The organism is Arenibaculum pallidiluteum, from assembly GCF_017355985.1.
Lineage (GTDB): Bacteria > Pseudomonadota > Alphaproteobacteria > Azospirillales > Azospirillaceae > Arenibaculum > Arenibaculum pallidiluteum.
This window is the reverse complement of record NZ_JAFIQU010000001.1, coordinates 733,986-753,252: the sequence shown is the minus strand read 5'-3', so window position 1 is coordinate 753,252 and position 19,267 is coordinate 733,986. Positions and strand designations below refer to the sequence as shown.

17 protein-coding genes are annotated in these 19,267 nt (G+C 68.8%); 13 read left to right on the top strand and 4 right to left on the bottom strand.

The window, feature by feature from the left end:
- The first annotated feature begins 63 nt into the window (after window positions 1-63).
- From JUB13_RS03620 to JUB13_RS03580, 9 genes are all read left to right on the top strand, one after another.
- Window positions 64-3,003 (top strand): monovalent cation/H+ antiporter subunit A, encoded by a 2,940-nt coding sequence (locus JUB13_RS03620; RefSeq protein WP_207477292.1) that lies wholly within the window; start codon window positions 64-66, stop codon window positions 3,001-3,003.
- A complete protein-coding gene (locus JUB13_RS03615; protein ID WP_207477291.1) occupies window positions 3,003-3,347 on the top strand; it encodes a Na+/H+ antiporter subunit C in 345 nt (114 codons plus the stop codon). Before JUB13_RS03620 ends, JUB13_RS03615 begins: the two co-directional genes overlap by 1 nt.
- Window positions 3,344-4,966: a monovalent cation/H+ antiporter subunit D gene (locus JUB13_RS03610; RefSeq protein WP_207477290.1), complete on the top strand. Its 1,623-nt coding sequence runs from the start codon at window positions 3,344-3,346 to the stop codon at window positions 4,964-4,966. Before JUB13_RS03615 ends, JUB13_RS03610 begins: the two co-directional genes overlap by 4 nt.
- Window positions 4,963-5,451, top strand: a complete 489-nt coding sequence (locus JUB13_RS03605) for a Na+/H+ antiporter subunit E (RefSeq protein WP_207477289.1) — start codon at window positions 4,963-4,965, stop codon at window positions 5,449-5,451. The genes JUB13_RS03610 and JUB13_RS03605 overlap by 4 nt, the downstream gene beginning before the upstream one ends.
- Window positions 5,448-5,729, top strand: a complete 282-nt coding sequence (locus JUB13_RS03600) for a K+/H+ antiporter subunit F (RefSeq protein WP_207477288.1) — start codon at window positions 5,448-5,450, stop codon at window positions 5,727-5,729. The genes JUB13_RS03605 and JUB13_RS03600 overlap by 4 nt, the downstream gene beginning before the upstream one ends.
- Window positions 5,726-6,157 (top strand): monovalent cation/H(+) antiporter subunit G, encoded by a 432-nt coding sequence (gene mnhG, locus JUB13_RS03595; protein ID WP_207477287.1) that lies wholly within the window; start codon window positions 5,726-5,728, stop codon window positions 6,155-6,157. The genes JUB13_RS03600 and mnhG overlap by 4 nt, the downstream gene beginning before the upstream one ends.
- A 448-nt stretch (window positions 6,158-6,605) precedes the next feature.
- On the top strand, window positions 6,606-7,646 hold the full coding sequence (locus JUB13_RS03590; RefSeq protein WP_207477286.1) for an aldo/keto reductase: 1,041 nt from the start codon (window positions 6,606-6,608) through the stop codon (window positions 7,644-7,646).
- 323 nt (window positions 7,647-7,969) lie between these two features.
- Window positions 7,970-9,859 carry a chloride channel protein gene (locus JUB13_RS03585; RefSeq protein WP_207477285.1) on the top strand — a complete coding sequence of 630 codons (1,890 nt, stop codon included), beginning with the start codon at window positions 7,970-7,972 and terminating at the stop codon, window positions 9,857-9,859.
- Window positions 9,860-9,953: 94 nt separating this feature from the next.
- Entirely contained in the window at window positions 9,954-10,748 is a 795-nt protein-coding gene (locus JUB13_RS03580; protein WP_207477284.1) for an alpha/beta fold hydrolase, read from the top strand.
- A gap of 17 nt (window positions 10,749-10,765) precedes the next feature.
- Here the strand turns inward: JUB13_RS03580 and JUB13_RS03575 are convergent, their stop codons facing one another.
- The 3 genes from JUB13_RS03575 to JUB13_RS03565 form a co-directional block, all read right to left on the bottom strand.
- Entirely contained in the window at window positions 10,766-11,503 is a 738-nt protein-coding gene (locus tag JUB13_RS03575; protein ID WP_207477283.1) for a CBS domain-containing protein, read from the bottom strand.
- A 195-nt stretch (window positions 11,504-11,698) separates the two neighbouring features.
- Window positions 11,699-12,193, bottom strand: a complete 495-nt coding sequence (locus JUB13_RS03570) for a Dps family protein (RefSeq protein ID WP_207477282.1) — start codon at window positions 12,191-12,193, stop codon at window positions 11,699-11,701.
- Between the two features lie 155 nt (window positions 12,194-12,348).
- Window positions 12,349-13,407: an SDR family oxidoreductase gene (locus JUB13_RS03565; RefSeq protein WP_207477281.1), complete on the bottom strand. Its 1,059-nt coding sequence runs from the start codon at window positions 13,405-13,407 to the stop codon at window positions 12,349-12,351.
- Between the two features lie 314 nt (window positions 13,408-13,721).
- Between JUB13_RS03565 and JUB13_RS03560 the strand changes: the two genes are divergently transcribed.
- From JUB13_RS03560 to JUB13_RS03550, 3 genes are all read left to right on the top strand, one after another.
- Window positions 13,722-14,243, top strand: a complete 522-nt coding sequence (locus JUB13_RS03560; protein ID WP_207477278.1) for a hypothetical protein — start codon at window positions 13,722-13,724, stop codon at window positions 14,241-14,243.
- 30 nt (window positions 14,244-14,273) lie between these two features.
- Window positions 14,274-16,481: a hypothetical protein gene (locus tag JUB13_RS03555; protein WP_207477276.1), complete on the top strand. Its 2,208-nt coding sequence runs from the start codon at window positions 14,274-14,276 to the stop codon at window positions 16,479-16,481.
- Window positions 16,482-16,564: 83 nt separating this feature from the next.
- The gene (locus tag JUB13_RS03550) at window positions 16,565-17,287 is read left to right on the top strand and encodes a CpXC domain-containing protein (protein WP_207477274.1); all 723 of its coding nucleotides are present in this window, start codon (window positions 16,565-16,567) and stop codon (window positions 17,285-17,287) included.
- A gap of 395 nt (window positions 17,288-17,682) precedes the next feature.
- Here JUB13_RS03550 and JUB13_RS03545 read toward each other — a convergent pair whose 3' ends face one another.
- Complete coding sequence (locus JUB13_RS03545) at window positions 17,683-17,883, bottom strand: hypothetical protein (RefSeq protein ID WP_207477272.1); 201 nt, start codon at window positions 17,881-17,883, stop codon at window positions 17,683-17,685.
- A gap of 171 nt (window positions 17,884-18,054) precedes the next feature.
- Between JUB13_RS03545 and JUB13_RS03540 the strand changes: the two genes are divergently transcribed.
- A complete protein-coding gene (locus JUB13_RS03540; RefSeq protein ID WP_207477270.1) occupies window positions 18,055-19,167 on the top strand; it encodes a DSD1 family PLP-dependent enzyme in 1,113 nt (370 codons plus the stop codon).
- Window positions 19,168-19,267: the final 100 nt, after the last annotated feature.

Genomic DNA, 19,267 nt, shown 5'->3' with positions numbered 1-19,267 from the left:
TGAACCTGCCCCCTGCAAGAAGCCGTCGACGTCCGGATCCCGGATGTCCGATCGTAGGAGAAGATGCCGGACGCCCTGATCCTCCTGTCCTCCATCGCCCTTCCGTTCCTCGGAGCCATAGTGGCCGGGCTACTGCCGACGCATGCACGCAACGCCGCGGCCTGGCTGGCCGGGGCGATCGCACTTTCCATGCTCGCGTTCGTCTGGGCGGCCTACCCGACGGTTGCGGACGGGGGCGTCGTTCGCCACGCCATCCCGTGGATGCCGGCGCTTGGGCTCGACTTCTCGCTGCGAATGGACGGCTTCGCCTGGCTCTTCGCGGGGCTGGTGTCCGGCGTGGGCGCGCTCGTGGTTCTCTACGCGCGGTACTACATGTCGGCCGAGGACCCGGTCCCGCGCTTCTTCGCCTTCCTGCTCGCCTTCATGGGCGCCATGACGGGCGTGGTGCTCTCGGGCAATCTGGTCCAGCTCGCCTTTTTCTGGGAGCTCACGAGCCTCTTCTCGTTCCTGCTGATCGGCTACTGGCACCATACGGCGGCCGCGCGCGAGGGCGCGCGCATGGCGCTGACGGTCACGGCGACAGGTGGGCTCTGCCTCTTCGCCGGCGTGCTCGTGCTGGGCCATATCGTCGGCAGCTACGACCTCGACGTGGTTCTGGCTTCGGGCGAGCGGATCCGGTCCCATGCGCTCTACCTGCCGGCACTTATCCTCATCCTCCTGGGCGCGTTGACCAAGAGCGCGCAGTTCCCCTTCCATTTCTGGCTGCCGCAGGCGATGGCGGCGCCCACGCCGGTCTCGGCCTACCTGCATTCGGCGACGCTGGTGAAGGCGGGCGTGTTCCTGATGGCCCGGCTCTGGCCGGTGATGGCAGGGACGGAGGCCTGGTTCTGGATCGTCGGGACCGCCGGAGTTGCAACGCTGCTGCTCGGCGCGTATGTGGCGATCTTCCAGCTCGACCTGAAGGGCCTGCTCGCCTACTCGACCATCAGCCATCTCGGGCTGATCACGCTGCTGCTCGGCCTGAACAGCGAGCTGGCGATGGTCGCGGCGATCTTCCACATCCTGAACCATGCCACGTTCAAGGCGTCCCTGTTCATGGCCGTGGGGATCATCGACCACGAGACCGGCACGCGTGACATCCGCCGCCTGTCCGGGCTGAACCGCTCCATGCCCTTCACCGCTCGCCTTGCGCTGGTCGCCGCTGCGGCCATGGCCGGCGTGCCGCTGCTCAACGGCTTCCTCTCGAAGGAGATGTTCTTCGCCGAGGCGCTGTCGGCCCAGACCTCGCAGCTCTTCCTCCTGCAGATCCTGCCGCTCGCCGCCACGGCGGCGAGCGCCTTCAGCGTGGCCTATTCGCTGCGCTTCATCCACGGCGCCTTCTTCGGCCCCGACCCGACCGACCTCCCGAGAACCCCGCACGAGCCTCCGGCCTGGATGCGCTTCCCGGTGGAGATCCTCGTCCTCGCCTGCATCATCGTCGGAATCCTGCCGGCGGCCACGGTGGGGCCCTTTCTCGACATGGCCGCGCACGCGGCGCTCGGCGCCGCGACGCCCGATTACAGTCTCGCGGTCTGGCACGGCTTCAGCCTGCCCCTGCTGATGAGCTTCATCGCCCTGACCGCTGGCGTGGCGCTCTATATCGGGCTGCAGAAGCAGCTTCGGAGCGCCCCGGACGGCCCGCCGATGCTCCGCTCCTTCGACGGGCGGCGCATGTTCGAGCGGGCCATGGTCTTCCTGTCCTGGCGCCTTGCGCGTACGCTCGAGCGCCTGCTGGGGACGCGCCGCCTGCAGCCGCAGCTGCGCCTGCTGGTCTGCGTCGCGATCCTGGCCGGTGCCATTGCGGTGCAGGTACGGGGGCTGGGCCCCGGCAACGTGATGCCTTCGGGCATTGATCCTGTTCTGGCGCTTGTCTGGGTCGGCGGGGCGGCCTGCGCCTTCGGCGCCGCCTGGCTCGCCAAGTTCCACCGGCTCGCGGCGCTGATCCTGCTGGGCGGCACCGGGCTGGTGACCTGCGTGACCTTCGTATGGTTCTCGGCGCCCGACCTCGCCCTGACGCAGCTCTTGGTCGAGGTCGTGACGACGATCCTGCTCCTGCTCGGGCTGCGCTGGCTGCCGAAGCGGATCGACAATCCCGCCACCCGCCAGGCCGAGGTGGTCACCCTTACGCGCCGCCTGCGCGACCTGACCATCGCGATCTCGGCCGGCGCCGGCATGGCCGGTCTCGCCTATGGGGTCATGACCCGATCCCCGCCCGAGCTCCTGGCTCAGCATTTCCTGGCGCGCGCCTACACAGAGGGCGGCGGGACCAACGTCGTCAACGTGATCCTGGTGGATTTCCGCGGCTTCGACACCCTGGGCGAGATCACCGTCTTGGCTGCCGTCGCCCTGGTCGCCTATGCGCTTCTCCGGCGCTTCCGTCCGGCGCCTGACAGTGTCGAGATCCCCGAGCAGCAGCGTGACCAGAGCGCCTACGACGAGGCCCGGCCCGACCGCAGCGAGGGCGACACGGTCGCCGACTGGCTTCTGGTTCCCTCCGTCCTCACGCGGCTGCTGTTCCCGGTGATCATCCTGGTCGCGGCGTACCTGCTGCTGCGCGGCCACGACCAGCCCGGCGGCGGCTTCGTGGCCGGGCTGACAGCCTCGATCGCGATCATCCTGCAGTACATGATCGGCGGGACACATTGGGTCGAGGACCGCCTGCGGGTTCCCCCGCTGCGCTGGATGGGGGTCGGCCTCCTGCTTGCCGCGGGCACGGGGCTGGCTGCCTGGTTCTTCGGCAGACCGTTCATGACCTCGTACTTCTCGTATCTGGGCCTGCCGCTGTTGGGAGAGGTTCCGACGGCGAGCGCCCTGGTCTTCGACATCGGCGTCTTCGCGCTGGTGGTCGGTGCGACGGTCCTGATCCTGATCGCGCTCGCGCACCAGTCCGTGCGCGGGCAGCGCGCGGTGCCGCGTTCCTCCGAGGGACGCGCCGCCGCAACGCGCGTGGCGGGGGACGACTGATGGAGACCATTCTCGCCCTTGCGATCGGCGTGCTGACGGGATCGGGGATCTGGCTGCTGCTGCGGCCCCGCACCTTCCAGGTGATCATCGGGCTGTCGCTGCTGTCCTACGCGGTGAACCTCTTCATCTTCTCGACCGGCGGGCTGCGCACCGGCGCCGCACCGATCCTCGAGCGCGGCGAGGCCGGCAGTCTCGCCCAGTATGCCGATCCGGTGCCCCAGGCGCTGGTGCTCACCGCCATCGTCATCAGCTTCGCGACGACGGCGCTGTTCCTGGTCGTGATGCTCGCTGCGCGCGGCCTGACGGGAAGCGATCACGTGGACGGCAAGGAGCAGGACAGTTGAGCGGCTGGGCGGACCACCTGACGATCGCGCCGATCATCATCCCGCTGCTGGCCGGAGCGGCCATGATCCTGCTCGGCGACCGGCGCCGCCCCATCAATGCGCTGCTGGGCGTCGCGTCCGTGCTGGCGCAGCTCGCCCTCGCGATTGCGCTGCTGATGGCGGCTGACCAGGAGCAGGCCCTGGGCACCGCCACGGTGCGCGTGTACCGGCTGGGCGATTGGCCGGCGCTGTTCGGCATCGTGCTCGTGCTCGACCGCCTGTCGGCACTGATGCTGGTCCTGACCGCGCTTCTGGGGCTCGCGGCCCTGGTCTTCTCGCTGGCCCGCTGGCACCGCGCAGGAGCGTATTTCCATCCCCTGTTCCAGTTCCAGCTGATGGGGCTGAACGGGGCTTTCCTGACCGGCGACCTCTTCAACCTGTTCGTGTTCTTCGAGGTCATGCTGGCCGCCTCCTACGGGATGGCCATGCACGGGTCCGGCATTGCCCGCGTCAGGGCCGGGCTTCACTACCTCGCCATCAATCTCGCGACCTCGCTGCTCTTCCTAATCGGGGTGAGCATGATCTACGGCATCGCCGGCACGCTCAACATGGCCGAACTCGCGGGCCGCGTCGCGCCGCTGGCCGGCGAGGACCGGGCGCTGCTGGAGGCGGGCGCCGCGATCCTGGGCGTCGCCTTCCTGATCAAGGCCGGGATGTGGCCGCTGGGCTTCTGGCTGCCGACGACCTATGCGGCGGCCGGCGCGGCGCCCGCCGCGATCATCTCGATCCTGAGCAAGGTCGGCGTCTATGCCGTGCTGCGGCTCTGGCTGCTGCTGTTCGGGGAGGGGGCGGGGGTATCCGCGGGCTTCGGCGGCAACTGGCTGCTGCTGGGCGGGCTGCTGACCATCGCCTTCGGGTCGGTGGCCGTTCTGGCGACGCAGAACACCGCGCGCCTGGCCGGCGCCAACGTCCTGGTCTCCTCCGGCACGCTGCTGGCCGCCATCGGGTCCGGTCAGGTTGGGGTGACCGGCGGAGCGCTGCTCTATCTCGCCAGCTCCGTGCTGGCGATCGGCGCCTTCTTCCTCCTGGTCGAGCTGGTCGAGCGTGGCCGCGAGGTCGGCGCGGACGTGCTGGCCGTGACGCGCGAGGCCTTCGGCGGCGAGGAGGACGATCCCTACGACGATGAGGTGGGTGTCGCCATCCCCGCCTCCACGGCCATTCTCGGCCTGAGCTTCCTGACCTGCGCACTGCTGCTGGCGGGGCTGCCGCCGCTGTCCAGCTTCCTCGCCAAGTTCGCGATGCTGGCCCCGCTGTTCGCGCCCGGCGGCAGCACGTCGCCGGGCAGTTGGGCGCTTCTAGCCGCCCTGATGCTGTCGGGCCTGGCGACGATCGTCTCGATGACCCGCGCAGGCATCGAGGTCTTCTGGACCACTCCTGCCACTGTGCTGCCGCGCGTGCGCGTGATCGAGATCGCTCCCGTCGTGCTGCTGCTCGGCCTCTGCGTGGCTCTGACGGCGGGGGCCGGGCCCGCCATGCGCTACATGGAGGCGACCTCGCAGATGCTGCACGCCCCGCGGGATTACGTCCGCGGCGTCATCGGCCCGGCGGCGGCCGGATCCGGGACCGGAGCCGCACTGTGAGTCGGTGGCGCACCATCGTGGTGCCCGCTGCCGGCCTGCTGGCGATCTGGCTGCTGCTGCAGGGCAGCCTGTCGCCGGGCTCGGTGATCCTGGGCGCGATCCTGGCGACCGGCGCCGCCTGGGTGCTGATGGCGCTCGACCCGCCGGCAAGCTCGTTCCGGCGTCCACGGGCCGCTCTCGGGCTCGCCGCCAGGGTCGCGGTCGAGGTCGTCCGGTCCAACTGGGCCGTCGCGGGCATCATCCTGGGCCGGGGCAGGCGGCCCCGGACCTCGGGATTCGTACGGATCTCGCTCGACATGCGCGCACCCTACGGCTTGGCGGCGCTCGCCTGCATCATCACGGCCACGCCGGGCACGGTCTGGGTCGAGTACGACTCCTCCGAGAACTCCATGCTGCTCCACGTTCTCGACCTGATCGACGGCGAGGAATGGGTCCGCATCATCAAGGAGCGCTACGAGGCCCCGCTGATGGAGATCTTCGAATGACGGCCGCGCTGCTCGGCTGGTCGATCCTCGTGGCCCAGCTCTTCCTGGGGCTCGGCATGGGCTGCGCGGCCTTCCGCCTGATGCGGGGCCCCCGTGCGCAGGACCGCGTGCTCGGGCTCGACACCATGTACGTGAACGCCACCATGCTTCTGCTGACCTTCGGAATTCGGACCGGCAGCACGCATTATTTCGAGGCCGCGCTCGTCATCGCCCTGCTCGGCTTCGTCGCGACCGCCGCCCTGGCCAAGTTCCTGATGCGGGGCGAGGTGATCGAATGAACCCGGCCGCGGACATTCCCCTGTGGGTGGCGGTTCCGACCGCGCTGCTGCTGCTGCTCGGCGCCGGGCTGGCGCTGGTCGGATCCCTCGGGCTGCTGCGGCTCGGCAGCTTCTATGAGCGCATCCACGCCCCGACGCTGGGAACGACACTCGGGATCGCCTCGGTGCTGGCGGCCTCGATGCTGTACTTCTCGGCGCTGCAGACGCGCCCCGTCCTGCACGAGATCCTGATCGGGATCTTCATGGTCGTGACCACCCCGGTTACCCTGATGCTGCTGGCGCGCGCAGCCCTCTATCGCGACCGCACCGAGGGCAGCCGCGACGTTCCGCTTCCGTCACCCCCGCCGCAACGGCCGGGCACGGACGCCAGCGCCCCGGACTCCGTCATTGTCCAGAGCGGTGCCGAGAAAGGGCGCCAGGGTCTCTAGGAAGCGTGCCGGCCCGAACCGGCCTGCCGCGCACAGCGCCGATCCCCCATCCGACGGGGGCGGCTGACGCGAGCCTTGGGCTGCAACCCGGTCCTGCCGTTCATGGCCCGGTTCGACAACGCCTCGATCCATCCCTGCTCGCCCCACCATCGGCGCTTGGCCGCTCGGCCAGCGGGCGCACGGCCAGCGGGCGCACGGCCGTGTGACGCGCTGCCGGTGCCGAGGGGTGCCAGGGCTCCTGAACATCGGCCCCCGGCAGGTCGAAGCCATCCAATGCTCCCCATCCGAGGGCTCGTCCGCCCGCGCGGCCGCGCTCCCGCCGATCCGGAACCAGAATCCTCCTTGCCAAAGCGGAACGAGGTTCCGTATAAGATTCGGAACGCTGTTCCATTTTGTGCGCGATCACGGACGGCGACAACCCCCACCAAACGTTCACGGGAGCAAAGCCATGCAGTACCGAACGCTGGGACGAACCGGCATCAGGGTCAGCCCCTATTGCCTCGGCGCGATGATGTTCGGCGCGGCCGGGAACCCCGACCACGACGATGCGATCCGGATCATCCACAAGGCGCTTGATGCCGGGATCAACTTCGTCGACACCGCCGATGTCTACAGCCGCGGGGAGTCCGAGGAGATCGTCGGGAAGGCGCTCAAGGGGCGGCGCGACGGCGTCGTGCTGGCCACCAAGGCGCACCTTCCGATGGGGAGCGATCCGAACCAGCAGGGAAGCTCGCGACGCTGGCTCGTCCAGGAGATCGAGAGCTCGCTCCGGCGCCTCCAGACCGACTACGTCGATCTCTACCAGATCCACAGGCCATCGCCGGATACCGACATCGAGGAGACCCTCTCGGCCCTTACCGACCTGATGCGGGCGGGAAAGGTGCGTGCCATCGGAACCTCGACCTTCCCGGCTTCCGAGATCGTGGAGGCCCAGTGGATCGCGGAGCGGCGCGGGCTGGCGCGCTTCCGCACCGAGCAGCCGTCCTATTCCATCCTGAACCGCGGCATCGAGCGCGAGGTGCTGCCCACCTGCCGGAAGTATGGGATGGGCGTAATGGTCTGGAGCCCGCTGGCGATGGGCATGCTCACCGGCCGGTACCGACGCGGCCAGCAGTCCGAAGGCGGGCGCATGAAGTACAATCCCCGGTACTTCGCCGACCAGGGCAAGCTGGATGCGATCGAGCAGCTCATCCCGCTGGCGCAGGAGGCGGGGCTGCCGCTCGCTCATATGGCGGTGGCCTTCGTGATCGCCCATCCCGGCGTGACCTCGGCCATCCTGGGCCCACGTACGATGGAGCAACTTGACAACCTGCTCGCCGGCAGTGGGGTCGTTCTCGGGGACGAGGTCCTGGACCGGATCGACGCGATCGTCGCGCCCGGAACCGACATCGGACCGCTGCACGCGCCCTACATGCCGCCGGCGCTGACGCAGGCGGGATTCCGCCGTCGCCCCCTGGTCGAGCGCGCTGCCACGGGGGCCGCCGCCTGAGCCGGCCATGAAGTGGAGCCGGGAGCCGTTCCCCGGACAGGAGGCAAGGATCGCCGCCAGGATCCGGGGCCGGCGGCGGCGATGCGGCGAAGCTCCTCGAGGCGGCGGAAAGGCCGCCTCGACCCTGTCCGGCCCCTTGACCGCGTCCGCGGGAGCAAGGCGGCAGTCGCTGCCGTCATGGCCGGCCTGGATCGTCGCATGGCTGGTGCCGTAGCGGGCGCGGGCAGGCAGAGGCAGAAGCCAGGTCGCCGACGGCACCCCAGCCGCCCGGCGGTGTTTGAAGGGTAGGACCCGCCACCGCGAACTTCCTCATCAAGGACGCCATGCAGCAGGACTCCCCGACGCTCGACAGGGCGCCCGAGGGCACGCCCGACGGAACGGTCGACGGACGGCGCCCCACGGCCGAGGGGGTACGGCTCGTGCGCACGCTGCGGCAGCGGGCGCGCGCCGCGCTGCGGGGGCTCACGCGCAAGCACGCGCGCAACAACGAAATTCTGGTCGTCGGTCTGGCGGCCCTCGTCGGCTGTGTCGTAGGCCTGGTGGTGACCCTGCTGCACGAGGTGGTGCAGTGGATGCACGAGCTGCTCTTCCTGATCGAGGGGGGCGCGCATCTGAGCCAGGGCGTCGATCTGACGCCGTGGCACGTGGTCGCCGTGCCCGCCGTGGGCGGGCTGGTGGTCGGCTTGGCGATCCACTGGGTACGACGGATCCGCCCGCGTGAGGTCATCGATCCCATCGAGGCGAACGCCCTCTATGGCGGACGGATGTCGCTGACGGACAGCCTGCGCCTGACCGCCTCGACCATGCTGTCGACGGGGTGCGGAGCCTCGGTCGGGATGGAGGCGGCCTACGCACAGCTCGGCGCGGGGCTGGCTTCCAAGGCCGGGAAGTTGACTGGGCTGCGGCGCAGCGACTTGCGCCTGCTGGTGGGCTGCGGTGCCGGTGCCGCCCTGGCGGCCGCGTTTCACGCGCCCTTTGCCGGCGCCTTCTACGCCTTCGAGCTGGTCATTGGTACCTATGCCGCGTCCAACCTCGGTCCGGTCCTGGTGGCGAGCCTGGCGGCGACCTTCGTCGCGCAGATCGGCACGGGCTCGGAGCCGATCTTCTCCGTCGCCTCCTCGATCGCCCTCGAGCGGCACGACTACGTCTTCTTCATGCTGCTGGGCGCCCTGGCGGCCGCGCTGGGCGTGGCCGTAATGCGGACGGTCGCCGCCATCGAGAGGCAGGCCGCGCGCCTGCCCTTGCCGCGCTGGATCCGCCCGGCGATCGGAGGACTGGTGGTGGGGCTGGTCGCTCTGGCCTATCCGCAGGTGCTGGGAAGCGGGCAGGGGGCGATCCAGACCACGATCGATGTCGGCCTTCCGCTTGAGCTGCTGCTGGCCCTGCTGGCGGCAAAGGCGGTCGCCTCGGCCGTGTCGGTGGGGGCCGGGTTCCGGGGCGGCCTGTTCGGCTCGTCCCTGTTCCTCGGCGCATTGCTCGGCGGCGCCTTCGCGGGTGTCGTCGACTGGGTGGCCCCCAGCCTTGCGCTGGACCGCGTGGCGACGGTGCTGGTCGGCATGGGGGCGATGGCGGCAGCCGTCATCGGCGCGCCGGTGACCATGACGCTGCTGGTCCTGGAACTGACGGGCGACTTCTCGGCCACGGTCGGCGTGCTGGTGGCTGTGGTCACGGCCTCCTTCGCCGTGCGGCAGACCTTCGGCTATTCCTTCTCGACCTGGCGCTTCCACATCCGCGGCGTGCCGATCCGCGATGCCAGCGACATCGGCTGGATCCGCGACCTCACCGTCGGCTCGCTGATGCGCAAGGACGTCCAGACCGCCCCGGAGGACTTGCCGCTCGCGGATCTGCGCGCGAGATATCCGCTGGGCGGAACCAAGCACGTCTTCCTGGTCGATGCCGAAGGCAACTATGCCGGCATCGTCGCCATGACCGAGGCCCATTCCCCTGACCTGGATGCGAAGCTGGACGAACTGCGCGCCTGCGACATCCGGCATGGTCCGACACAGTATCTCCTGCCCGGCCAGAATGTGCGCACGGCGCTGAACCGGTTTGTCTCCGCGGAGATGGAGACGCTGGCGGTGATCCCCGCAACCGGGGTGCGCAAGCCGATTGGATATCTGACCGAAGCCTATGCGCTGCGCCGCTACAACCAGGAGCTCGAGCGCAACCGCGCTGCCGAGCTCGGCGACAGCGCGCTGTTCGGGCCGTCCTGAGGCGGGCTGCGGCAAGGCCACTGGCGCAGGGTGGGCCGACGCGCGATCATCGGGGCTTCGGGATCACGCGCTCCTGGGAAGGCCGGACAGCACCATGCGGGGACTTGAAGCGGAAGGGTTCGTGGAAGCCGACGGCGCGCGGCTGGAATACCGCTGGATCGCGCCGCGGCGGGCCGGCCTTCCGACCCTGGTGCTGCTGCACGAGGGACTCGGCTGCGTGGCGGTGTGGAAGGACTTCCCCGACCGCTTGGCAGAGTCGACGGGCTGCGGCGCCTTCGTCTACAGCCGCAGAGGATACGGCAGGTCCTCGCCCGTCCCGCTGCCGCGCCCGCTGACCTACCTGCACCACGAGGCACGCGTCGTGCTGCCGCAGCTGCTTGCGCAGCTCGGCCTGCGCGACGTCGTGCTGGTCGGGCACAGCGATGGCGCGTCGATTGCGCTGATCCATGCCGGCAGCGCTCATTCGGGACCGGTCCGCGGCGTGATCGTCGAGGCGCCCCACGTCTTCAACGAGGATCTCTCCGTCGCCGGCATCCGCAGAACGGTGGAGGCCTATGCCACGGGTGACCTGCGGACGCGGCTTGAGCGACTGCATGGCGGGAACGTCGATGGCGCGTTCCTGGGCTGGAGCGGCGCGTGGCTGGACCCCGGATACCGCTCCTGGAACATCGAAGAGGTCCTGCCGGCGATCCGGGTGCCCGTGCTCGTGATCCAGGGCGTGGACGACGAATACGGCACCGCCGCCCAGTACGAGGCGATCCGAGCCCAGGCGAGTGGACCGGTGGAGGTGCTGGCGCTGGAGCGGTGTCGCCACACCCCGCACCGGGACCAGGCGGAGGCAGTGCTTGCGGCCATGACGGGGTTCGTCTTGGCGCTGCGCCGCTCCTGAGCGCAATGCGCCACGAATCAGGGCGCGCCCTGCGGCCCCCCGTTCTCCCCGTCCGATGGATCCAGTACGGCCCCGGAGTTCGGCTCGATCCAGACCAGCTGATCGTTGACTTGCCGTACACCCGGGACGTTCTCGGCGGCCACGCGCAGGGCCTTACGCCGCCGCTCGTCGATGACCACGCCCCGGAGGACGACGATCCCGTCGTGCACGGAGATGTGCAGCGAGGCACCCGGCGCCCAGGGTTGGGATCTGAGCTCGGCCTCGATGCGCTCTCGGATGACCTCGTCATCCAGCCGTGAGCCTGCATGCGTCGGAGCCAGGGTCAGCAGCGCGCGCACCAGGTTGGCGCGGCTGATCACGCCGACGAGCTCGCCCTCCCGGGTCACCGGAAGGCGCTTGACGCGGTAGCGCTCCATCAGGCCAACCGCCTCGGCAAGCGAGGCCTGGGCGTCGACCGTGACCGCTCCCCGGGTCATCACGTCCTCGACCCTGCGGCCACGGACCTGGACGTACTCATCGGCGATGCGTCCGGAACCCAGCAGGAATTCGAGCCAGCGCGACCGGCGGCGTTCGGTTCCACTCTCGATGCGGCGTAGGAAGTCGCCTTCGGTGACCACGCCGACCAGCCGGCCATGCGCGTCGGTGACCGGCAGGCCGCTGATCTCGTGCTCGATCATGCGGCGGACCGCATCCTCCACCGAGGCCCCGGCGAAGATGGTCACCACCGGCATCGTCATTACGTCGGCGACACGCATCCGATCCTCCCCTCGCTGCAGCCAGCATGCTGGTCGTGCTGACGTGCCCACCATGACGTGGATCAAGGCCTGCTTTCGCATGCGCAGGCCGCACCGGCGCGGCACGGCGGCCGCGGGAGCCGCAATCTCCCACGGTCACGTGCCTGCGCCGGAATGGCGGCGGCAAGGGAAACGGACGGATCGCCTTCGGATGCGTCAGGTGTTGCGGCTGGCCTCGAAGAGGAACCAGAGGCGCTCCTCGGCCTGGTCGGTCCACTCGTCCACGATGCCGGATGTCGCGTTGTCGCCGGCCGCCTCGGCCTGCTCCTTGACGACCCGCAGGCCTTCGATCAGCCGCTGGTTGTCGGCGCGCAGCTCCTGGAGCATGTCCTGCGGAGACACGAAGTCGGCATTGTTGTCCTGGATGCGCTGCAGGCTCTGGACATGGCCGATGGAGCGCAGCGTCGTTCCGCCGGTCTTGCGCACCCGCTCGGCGATCGCGTCGGTGATGCCCAGGATCTGCTGCGCCTGGTCGTCGAGCAGCAGATGGTAGTCACGGAAATGGGGGCCGGAGACATGCCAGTGGAAGTTCTTCGTCTTCATGTAGAGGGCGAAGCTGTCCGCCAGCACTTGGTTCAGCGCGTCGCGCACGCCCTTGAGCTGGTTGGCCTTGAGGTCCGTCGGCGTGTCGAGGTTGGGGTTCTCTGCCATCGAAAGCTCTCCTGAAGCGGCTTCGGCGTCGGCTGGTCCGACGCGGATTCGTCTTTTCGTCGACGACGTTGAGAACGTGGCTGCGCCGGCGCGGTTCCCCAATTGTCCGGCGGGATAAGCCCCGGCGGACAAATGGGGAAGCGCGTCTCCGTCCCTCAGGGCAGGATCCGCTGGCGCTTGAGGCTGTCGAGCGCGGCGCGCAGCGAGGCTGCGGAATCCATGCGTTCCCTGAAGCCGTGGCGATAGATCTTGTTCACGTCGGAGATCACGTCGGTCTCTGTGTGGAAGATGAAATCGCCGAAGCCCCATCCCACCAGCGTCGCCAGGTCGGGCTGCACCAGCCCCTTCGCCGTCGCGATCTCCCGCCAGAGCGGGCCCTTGTCGGCCATATGGCGCTCCAGCGTCAGGGGCACCGGTGCCGCCGTCTCCATCCCCAGATGGGCGGCGGCGTCGGCCCACATGCGCTCCCAGCGGAAGACATCCCCGTTGGTGACGTTGAAGGCCTCGCCCGAGGCCCGCTCGCTGCTGGCGGCCCAGGCGCTCGCGCGGGCCAGCAGCCCGGAATCCGTGAATTGGACGAGCTGCCGGTAGGCGAGGTCCGTCCCCGGAAAACGCATGGGGATGCCCAGCGCGCGGGAGAGCTCGGCGAAGACGCCGACGACCAGCGCGATGTTCATGGGGTTTCCGTGGATGTCCCCGACCACCACGTCGGGCCTGAGCGCGACGAAGTCCCACGCGCTCCGTTCGGCCCGACGGCGCAGCTGAGCCTCCTGGGCGAGGTAGATGTTTGGCGGCATGTGCGGGGGATCGCTCTCCCGCGCGGGCGTGGGAACCTTGGCGCCGAGATGGATGCCGTAGATCTTGAAGCCCTGGTAGATCACGACGCGCCGGAGCGGCGCGCCCGTCTCCTCCAGCCCGTCCAGCAGGTTGCCGAGCATGCGGCCGTTGCGCTCCGCCTCGGTGGCGAGGTCGGGATCCGGGTTTAGCGCCGCATAGAACAGGTGGGTGGTGCCGGAGGCGGACCGCAGCGCATCGGCCGTGCCGCGCGCGTCGGTCAGATCGGCCTGAATGGAAGCGAAGCCTGCGACGGGGCGGCGGGCCAGCGCCGTCACGCGCCAGCCCTGCCTCGCCAGCTCCTGGCAGACGGCATGGCCGATGATGCCGCCCGCACCGGCCACGAGGGCCACGTTCGATGAAGGGTCCGCAGCGCTCATGTCCCGGTCGTCTCCCATCCCTGGCGCGAAGCCGCACGGGCATAACGCAGGACGGCCGCATCCGGCCCCGATCGCCGCGAACGGCGCGACCAAGCCCGGTTTCGGCATGCCGGCATCAAACCTGTGCATGTGCATCGCCCATGCCCCTTCCGCTATGGATTCGAGGCTGAGGCGTCGATCCGCCTGCAGCCTTGTGCCGGCCGGACCTCGGAGCCCCTTCTGAGGCAAGGCCTGGTGGAGCGCCGGCGGTGCGGCAGGGAATGACCCCTTCGTGGCGCCGCGGGGCCACCACCGTACGAGGGAAGCGGCCCGACATGTCCGATGACGAGAAGCGCGCCTGGGTCGAACGCGTCCTGGACTATCCCTTAGACGCCGGTAGCCGGGACTTCCCCACGGCGGGGGCCGCAGCAGCCGAAGCCGACACCCTCGTCCGCGAGGCCTCGGACAAAGGCCATGCGGCACGCAATGCTGCTGCCGCATGGCGCGAGGCGATCGGGGAGGCCGATGCGCAGTTCACGGCCCTGGCGTCGGTGCTTCGCAGCACCGATGACGATGAGCTCCACTACATCGCGGATCTCGGCCTGGATGCCGTGTTCGGTGAGATGCGGGGGCTGCTCACGACTGCCCTGACGGACCTGCAACACAGCCCACCTGACAGGATCGCCGCAGTAGCCGGCAAGGCTGCGGACTTGGCGATGAGCCTGCGCAAGCACATCGAGGCCGATGCGCGGATCCGTGTCTGCGACACCAATCCCTTCGGCGTCACGCTGACCCTGGGAGAGAAGCTGGGGCAAGGCCTCCGGACCGTCGAAACCACCCTCGCCGGACTGTCATGACGGCGCCGTGCCCTTGATGGAGCTGACGGCATGTTCGAAGCGTTCAAGGAAGCATGGCTCGATCCCGAGGCGCGCGCCCAGGCAACGATGGCGGCTCTCGACGTTTGCCGCGATGGCGTGCGCGCGCTCAGGGCGCAGGGGATCGACACGGCTCAGTTCGAAGGGACGATCCAGGTCCTCGCCGGCCAGAAGACAGCGATCGAGAACCTGGACATGAGGGCGGGCGCGAAGTGCCGGGATCTCGAGGCGATCACGGACCAAGCCAATGCGCTTCTCAGGACGGTCCGCGACCAGGCCCGCCGGGCCGGCGAGTGCCAAATACGCAAGAGCGTCATCGAGAGCGGGATCGCAGGCGCCGAGTCCGGGATCGAGGGGATTGCCGAGCCTTTCGTGCACAAGGTTCTGGACGCACAACTCGCCGCGGCGAAGCTGGAGCGGGACCAGGTCTTCGCGCTCGGCGACCTCGATCAACTCGAGACGGACCTGACGGCGCTGGAAACGACCGTGCAGACGCTCGCTGATAATGTCGCAGAGGCCCCAAATAGCCTTCGCGAAATACAGAAAATCCGGGAGGTATTTGATACTTATGATGCCGTAATCGGATCTGAAATATCTGGGATCAGCTATGATCGCCCGAAGTACGTGCTCAACGCCGCCTTTCAGCGATTCAGCTCCAGCGTGATCGCGCTTTACGACGCGCCTAATCTTGATGCGTTCCGGGCAGACGCCCGCACGCTGCGCGCGTCTGCGCGGGATCTGTACGATGCCGCGGTGGATATCGCTGCAAACTGCCACGCGATCGACAGACAGCTCGCCGTCGTGGAGGCGTGCATCGAGAAATGGAAAACGGAGCCGGCATTCGATCCCATCATCGACCCCTACGCCGAGACCATCGCGAATCTCGAAGCTCTGCTGACAGGGTCCGACGTGGGGGACACACAGTCGAAGGCCCAGGCAGTCCTCCGCGATATCGAGGCGTGCGCAAGGGATGCCGAATTCTTTACGATCATTAGGGAGTCAGCGTCCTGGACGACTGCGATCGATGCGGCGCTGGACGAGATCGAAGCCATCATCGGGAGAGTTTCCGCGGCGAGCGGCGCCCCACCCGAATTGACGGATCTGATGGAGGATTTGGCCACCCTGAAGGACGGCCGTGACGACCTCGACACAACCGGAGGGAACGAATTCGCTAGACGCGTAAAGGCGCTGTACGACGCCGCGCATGAGTTGCTCAAAGCCGCGGCAAAGCTCCAGTTCGAGGCGATGCTGGAGGAACCCGGCGGCAAGGCGGCGCTGGACGCGCTCGTGGCCGGCATGTCCGGCCGAACGGGCAGACGCAAGGACGAGATGATCTGCCAGGCCGCCATCGAGGCTCGCTTCAACGTGACGCTGACGGTCGGCGACGGCATCCGGACCGAGAAACTGCCCAGGATGTACGACCTGCTGCTGAAGGTGCCGGAGGCGGACACGGTGACCAACAGCAAGCTGGAGGCCATCGAATGGGATACCGAACACGAGTCCTCAGGGAACTATCATCGCGCCTCGAGGATCGTCTTCAATGACCTGCCGGAGGACGAGCACACGCGCTCCTACGTGCCCGATTTCGGCGATCCGCTCGAGACCATCTACTACGATGCCACCACGCTGCACGAGGTCGGACACGCGGTGGACGACAACGAAGGCTTCATGGCGACGCACGGTGGCTCGCCCGGGTACGGCCAGTGGATGGCGGAGACGCTCGACAGCGTCATCGAGGCGCATGGCAGCCCCACGGGCGGAAACTTCTTCCGGCACAGCGGCACGGGCAGAACGCCGACCATCGACGACCTCAGGCTCTATCTCAGGATGCTGCTGACCGGTAGGAACCCGGTGAAGCCGAGCGACAGCGCCGCGCCGCTGAGCTCGCTGACCGATGACTGGGACGCCGTCGCCGCCGACCCGACGGCGGCACGGTGCCGCGACAGCTTATGCTCCGAGAAGCCGTGGAACGGAGGCAAGGCGATGGCCGAGCAGCTCGCTATCGGCGGACGGGTCTACCAGGAATCCTACCCCGGCAAATGGACGAGCTATGCCCTCGAGGAGCGCGCCTCGTCCGGCGTGTCGACCTATCAGTGGCGTGCGCCGGGAGAATGGTTCGCAGAGATCTACGCGCTTTATTATCTGGGCAAGCTGAAATCCAGCCACCCCATGAAGAATTGGCTGGACCGCCACTCCGGGACCATCGCGACGGGCCCCTGAGCGGGACCTGCGTCGCACAAGCATCGTCGCACCGTCATCGCATTACCGGTGGAGCCCGCTCCGCCGCCCCTCGGGAGACCACGATGTCCCTGTTCAACAGCGTCGCGATCGAATGCCCGGTCTGCAAGACCGCCAATGCCTTCGAGCTCGCCGCGAGCGTGAATGCCGACCGCCGGCCCGACCTCAGGGACGAGATCCTCGCAGGGACCTTCCAGGCGCTGCGCTGCGGGCAATGCGGCGCCCGGCTCAAACCCCCGCCGGCCATGACCTACATCGATGTCGGCCGGCACCAGTGGATCCTCGTGCAGCCCTTCGCGCAGCTCGAGCAATGGCAGGCCTTCGAGGAGCAGGCGCGCGCGGTCTTCGAGCGGACCTTCGGCGCCGCGGCCCCGCTCGCCGCGCAGGCCATGGGCAAGGCACTGGACGTACGCATCGCCTTTGGCTGGCCGGCGCTGCGCGAGAAGATCCGCTGCCGGGAGCTCGGCCTGGACGACGTCGCGCTGGAGCTGCTGAAGATGGCGGTCCTGCGCAACGTCTCTGGAGCGCCGGTGTCGGACGATGCCGAGCTGCGCCTGCTGGGTGCCGAGGATGGGATGCTGGAGCTCGGCTGGGTGCGCGGCGAGGAGGAGGCGGTCGTGGCGAGCCTGAAGGTCCCCCGCGACGTCTACGACCACGTGGCCGCGGACAGGGGGGCGTGGCAGCCCCTGCGCGACCAGCTCAGCGGCCGCCCCTTCGCCGACTATAACCGCTTCCTGGTCGAGCCCGCTGCTCCCGCGCCTCGGCCGGACCCGGGCGCTGCTCCCTGACCCCTCCGAATGGGCCGGTACGTAGGAGGCTCCATAGCCATCGCGGTTATCGGAGGAGCCGTATCCGAGGACGGCACCAAGCCAGGGTTCGGCATGGCGGCATCGGACCTGCGGATATGCATCATGCGTGACCCTGCCCTTATGGATTTGGGGGCGAGCCTTGTCGACCTGCCGTGTGGCAGTCGGACTTCGGAGTATCTTGGAGCGAGGCCGGAGGGAGCGCCGGCGGCGCGGCGCTCTGAAGCGCGCACCGCGCGCCGCCGCCGCGCCGCAGCGAGTTCGACCAGGACGTGCCTGGCGGCTGGAGCTGCAGGCGACCGCCTGCGGCAGCGGGCGTGTGACCTGCATTGAAGGCGAAAGCACGCACTTTGCCCACCATGGCCAAAAGCTCCCTCTCATGCCCGCAGCCGACGGTTGGGCAGAGGAACGATGCCGCGGCTGCGGCGGTTTCCTTGGCTGGGCGGCGGCCCGCTGTTGCCCCGCCGGGTCTCGCTGTGCCGCCGCCAGTCCTCGGCATCGATGCGCTGCTCCTCAGCGCGGTCCACGGGGAGGTGCGTCTTCCCGGAGCCCGTCCAGAGCTCCCTGGCGTCCTTCACCGGCCGTTCCCTCCCTTCCTGTCACGTTGACAGTTGGCTCACCGGGGGATCGAATCCAGCCCGCGCTTCCTCTTGCGCGCCGCGCTATGCGCGAGGAGCTCGCCACCACGCCGGGCGGTTCTTCGACGAGTGGTGGCGGCGCAAATATCTCCCTGCCGAAAGGATCCGGCGATGGCTTCCTTCCCCCCTGGCGTGCCCGGCGCGGGCGTGGAGACGGTCGAGACGCCGGCACTCGTGCTGGACCTCGACTGCTTCGAGGCGAATCTCGATGCCATGACTGCCTGGACCGCGCAGTCAGGGCTGCGTCTGCGCCCACACGCCAAATCCCACAAGTGCTCGGCCATCGCCCTGGCCCAGATCGCCCGCGGCGCAGTCGGGGTCTGCTGCCAGACGCTCGGGGAGGCCGAAGCCATGGCGGCCGCGGGGATCGCCGATATCCTCGTGACGAACAATCTCGTCCACCCCGGCAAGCTCCAGCGCCTGGCCAGGCTTTCAGCCACCGGCCACGTCGGGCTCCTGTTCGACCACGTCGAGCAGGTGCGGCGCGCCGGCGAGGCCTTCGCGGCCGTTGCCGGCACATGCGACGCGTATGTGGAGATAGAGGTCGGAAGCTCACGTTCTGGCGTGGAGACCGTCGAGGCCGCCGTGGCGCTGGTGCAGGCGATCGAGCGCCAGCCGGGACTGAGATTCGCCGGCGTGCAGGCCTATCATGGCCGCGCACAGCATATGCGCGCTCCCCGGGAGCGGGCGGCGGCGGCCGATCACGTCGCGGACAGGGTGCGCCGGCTCCGCGAGCGATTGGGATCGTTGGGACATGAGGATGTCGTCGTGACCGGCGGCGGTACTGGCAGCTTCATGGCCGATGCGGCCAGCGGTGCTCTCGATGAGCTCCAGTGCGGGTCCTATGTCTTCTTCGACGTCGACTACGACCGGAACGACCGGACGGGCGAAATCCCGTTCCGGCAGAGCCTGTTCGTCCAGACAACCGTGCTGTCAACGCCGACCGCCGACCGCGCAATCTGCGACGCCGGATTGAAGGCGCTGTCATTCGATTCCGGAGTTCCGGCCGTCGCCGGGCGCAACGATCTCACCTATTTCGGGCCCAATGACGAGCATGGGCGCATCGCCACGGCCGAGGCCACGGAGCCGGTGCGGATCGGTGATGTCCTTCGGCTCGTGCCCGGTCACTGCGATCCCACCGTCGCCATGCACGACTGGATCGTCGGAATCCGCGGGGACACCATCGAGGCCCTCTGGCCGATCGACGGGAGAGGTCCGCGCTAGAGTAGGTTCTGTCTGCCGGGCTACTGATGCTGTCTGGAAGGAAGCACCGATTGATGGTGGGCCAGCGGTTGTGCGGCCGCTCCAATCGCTTGAGGCGAGT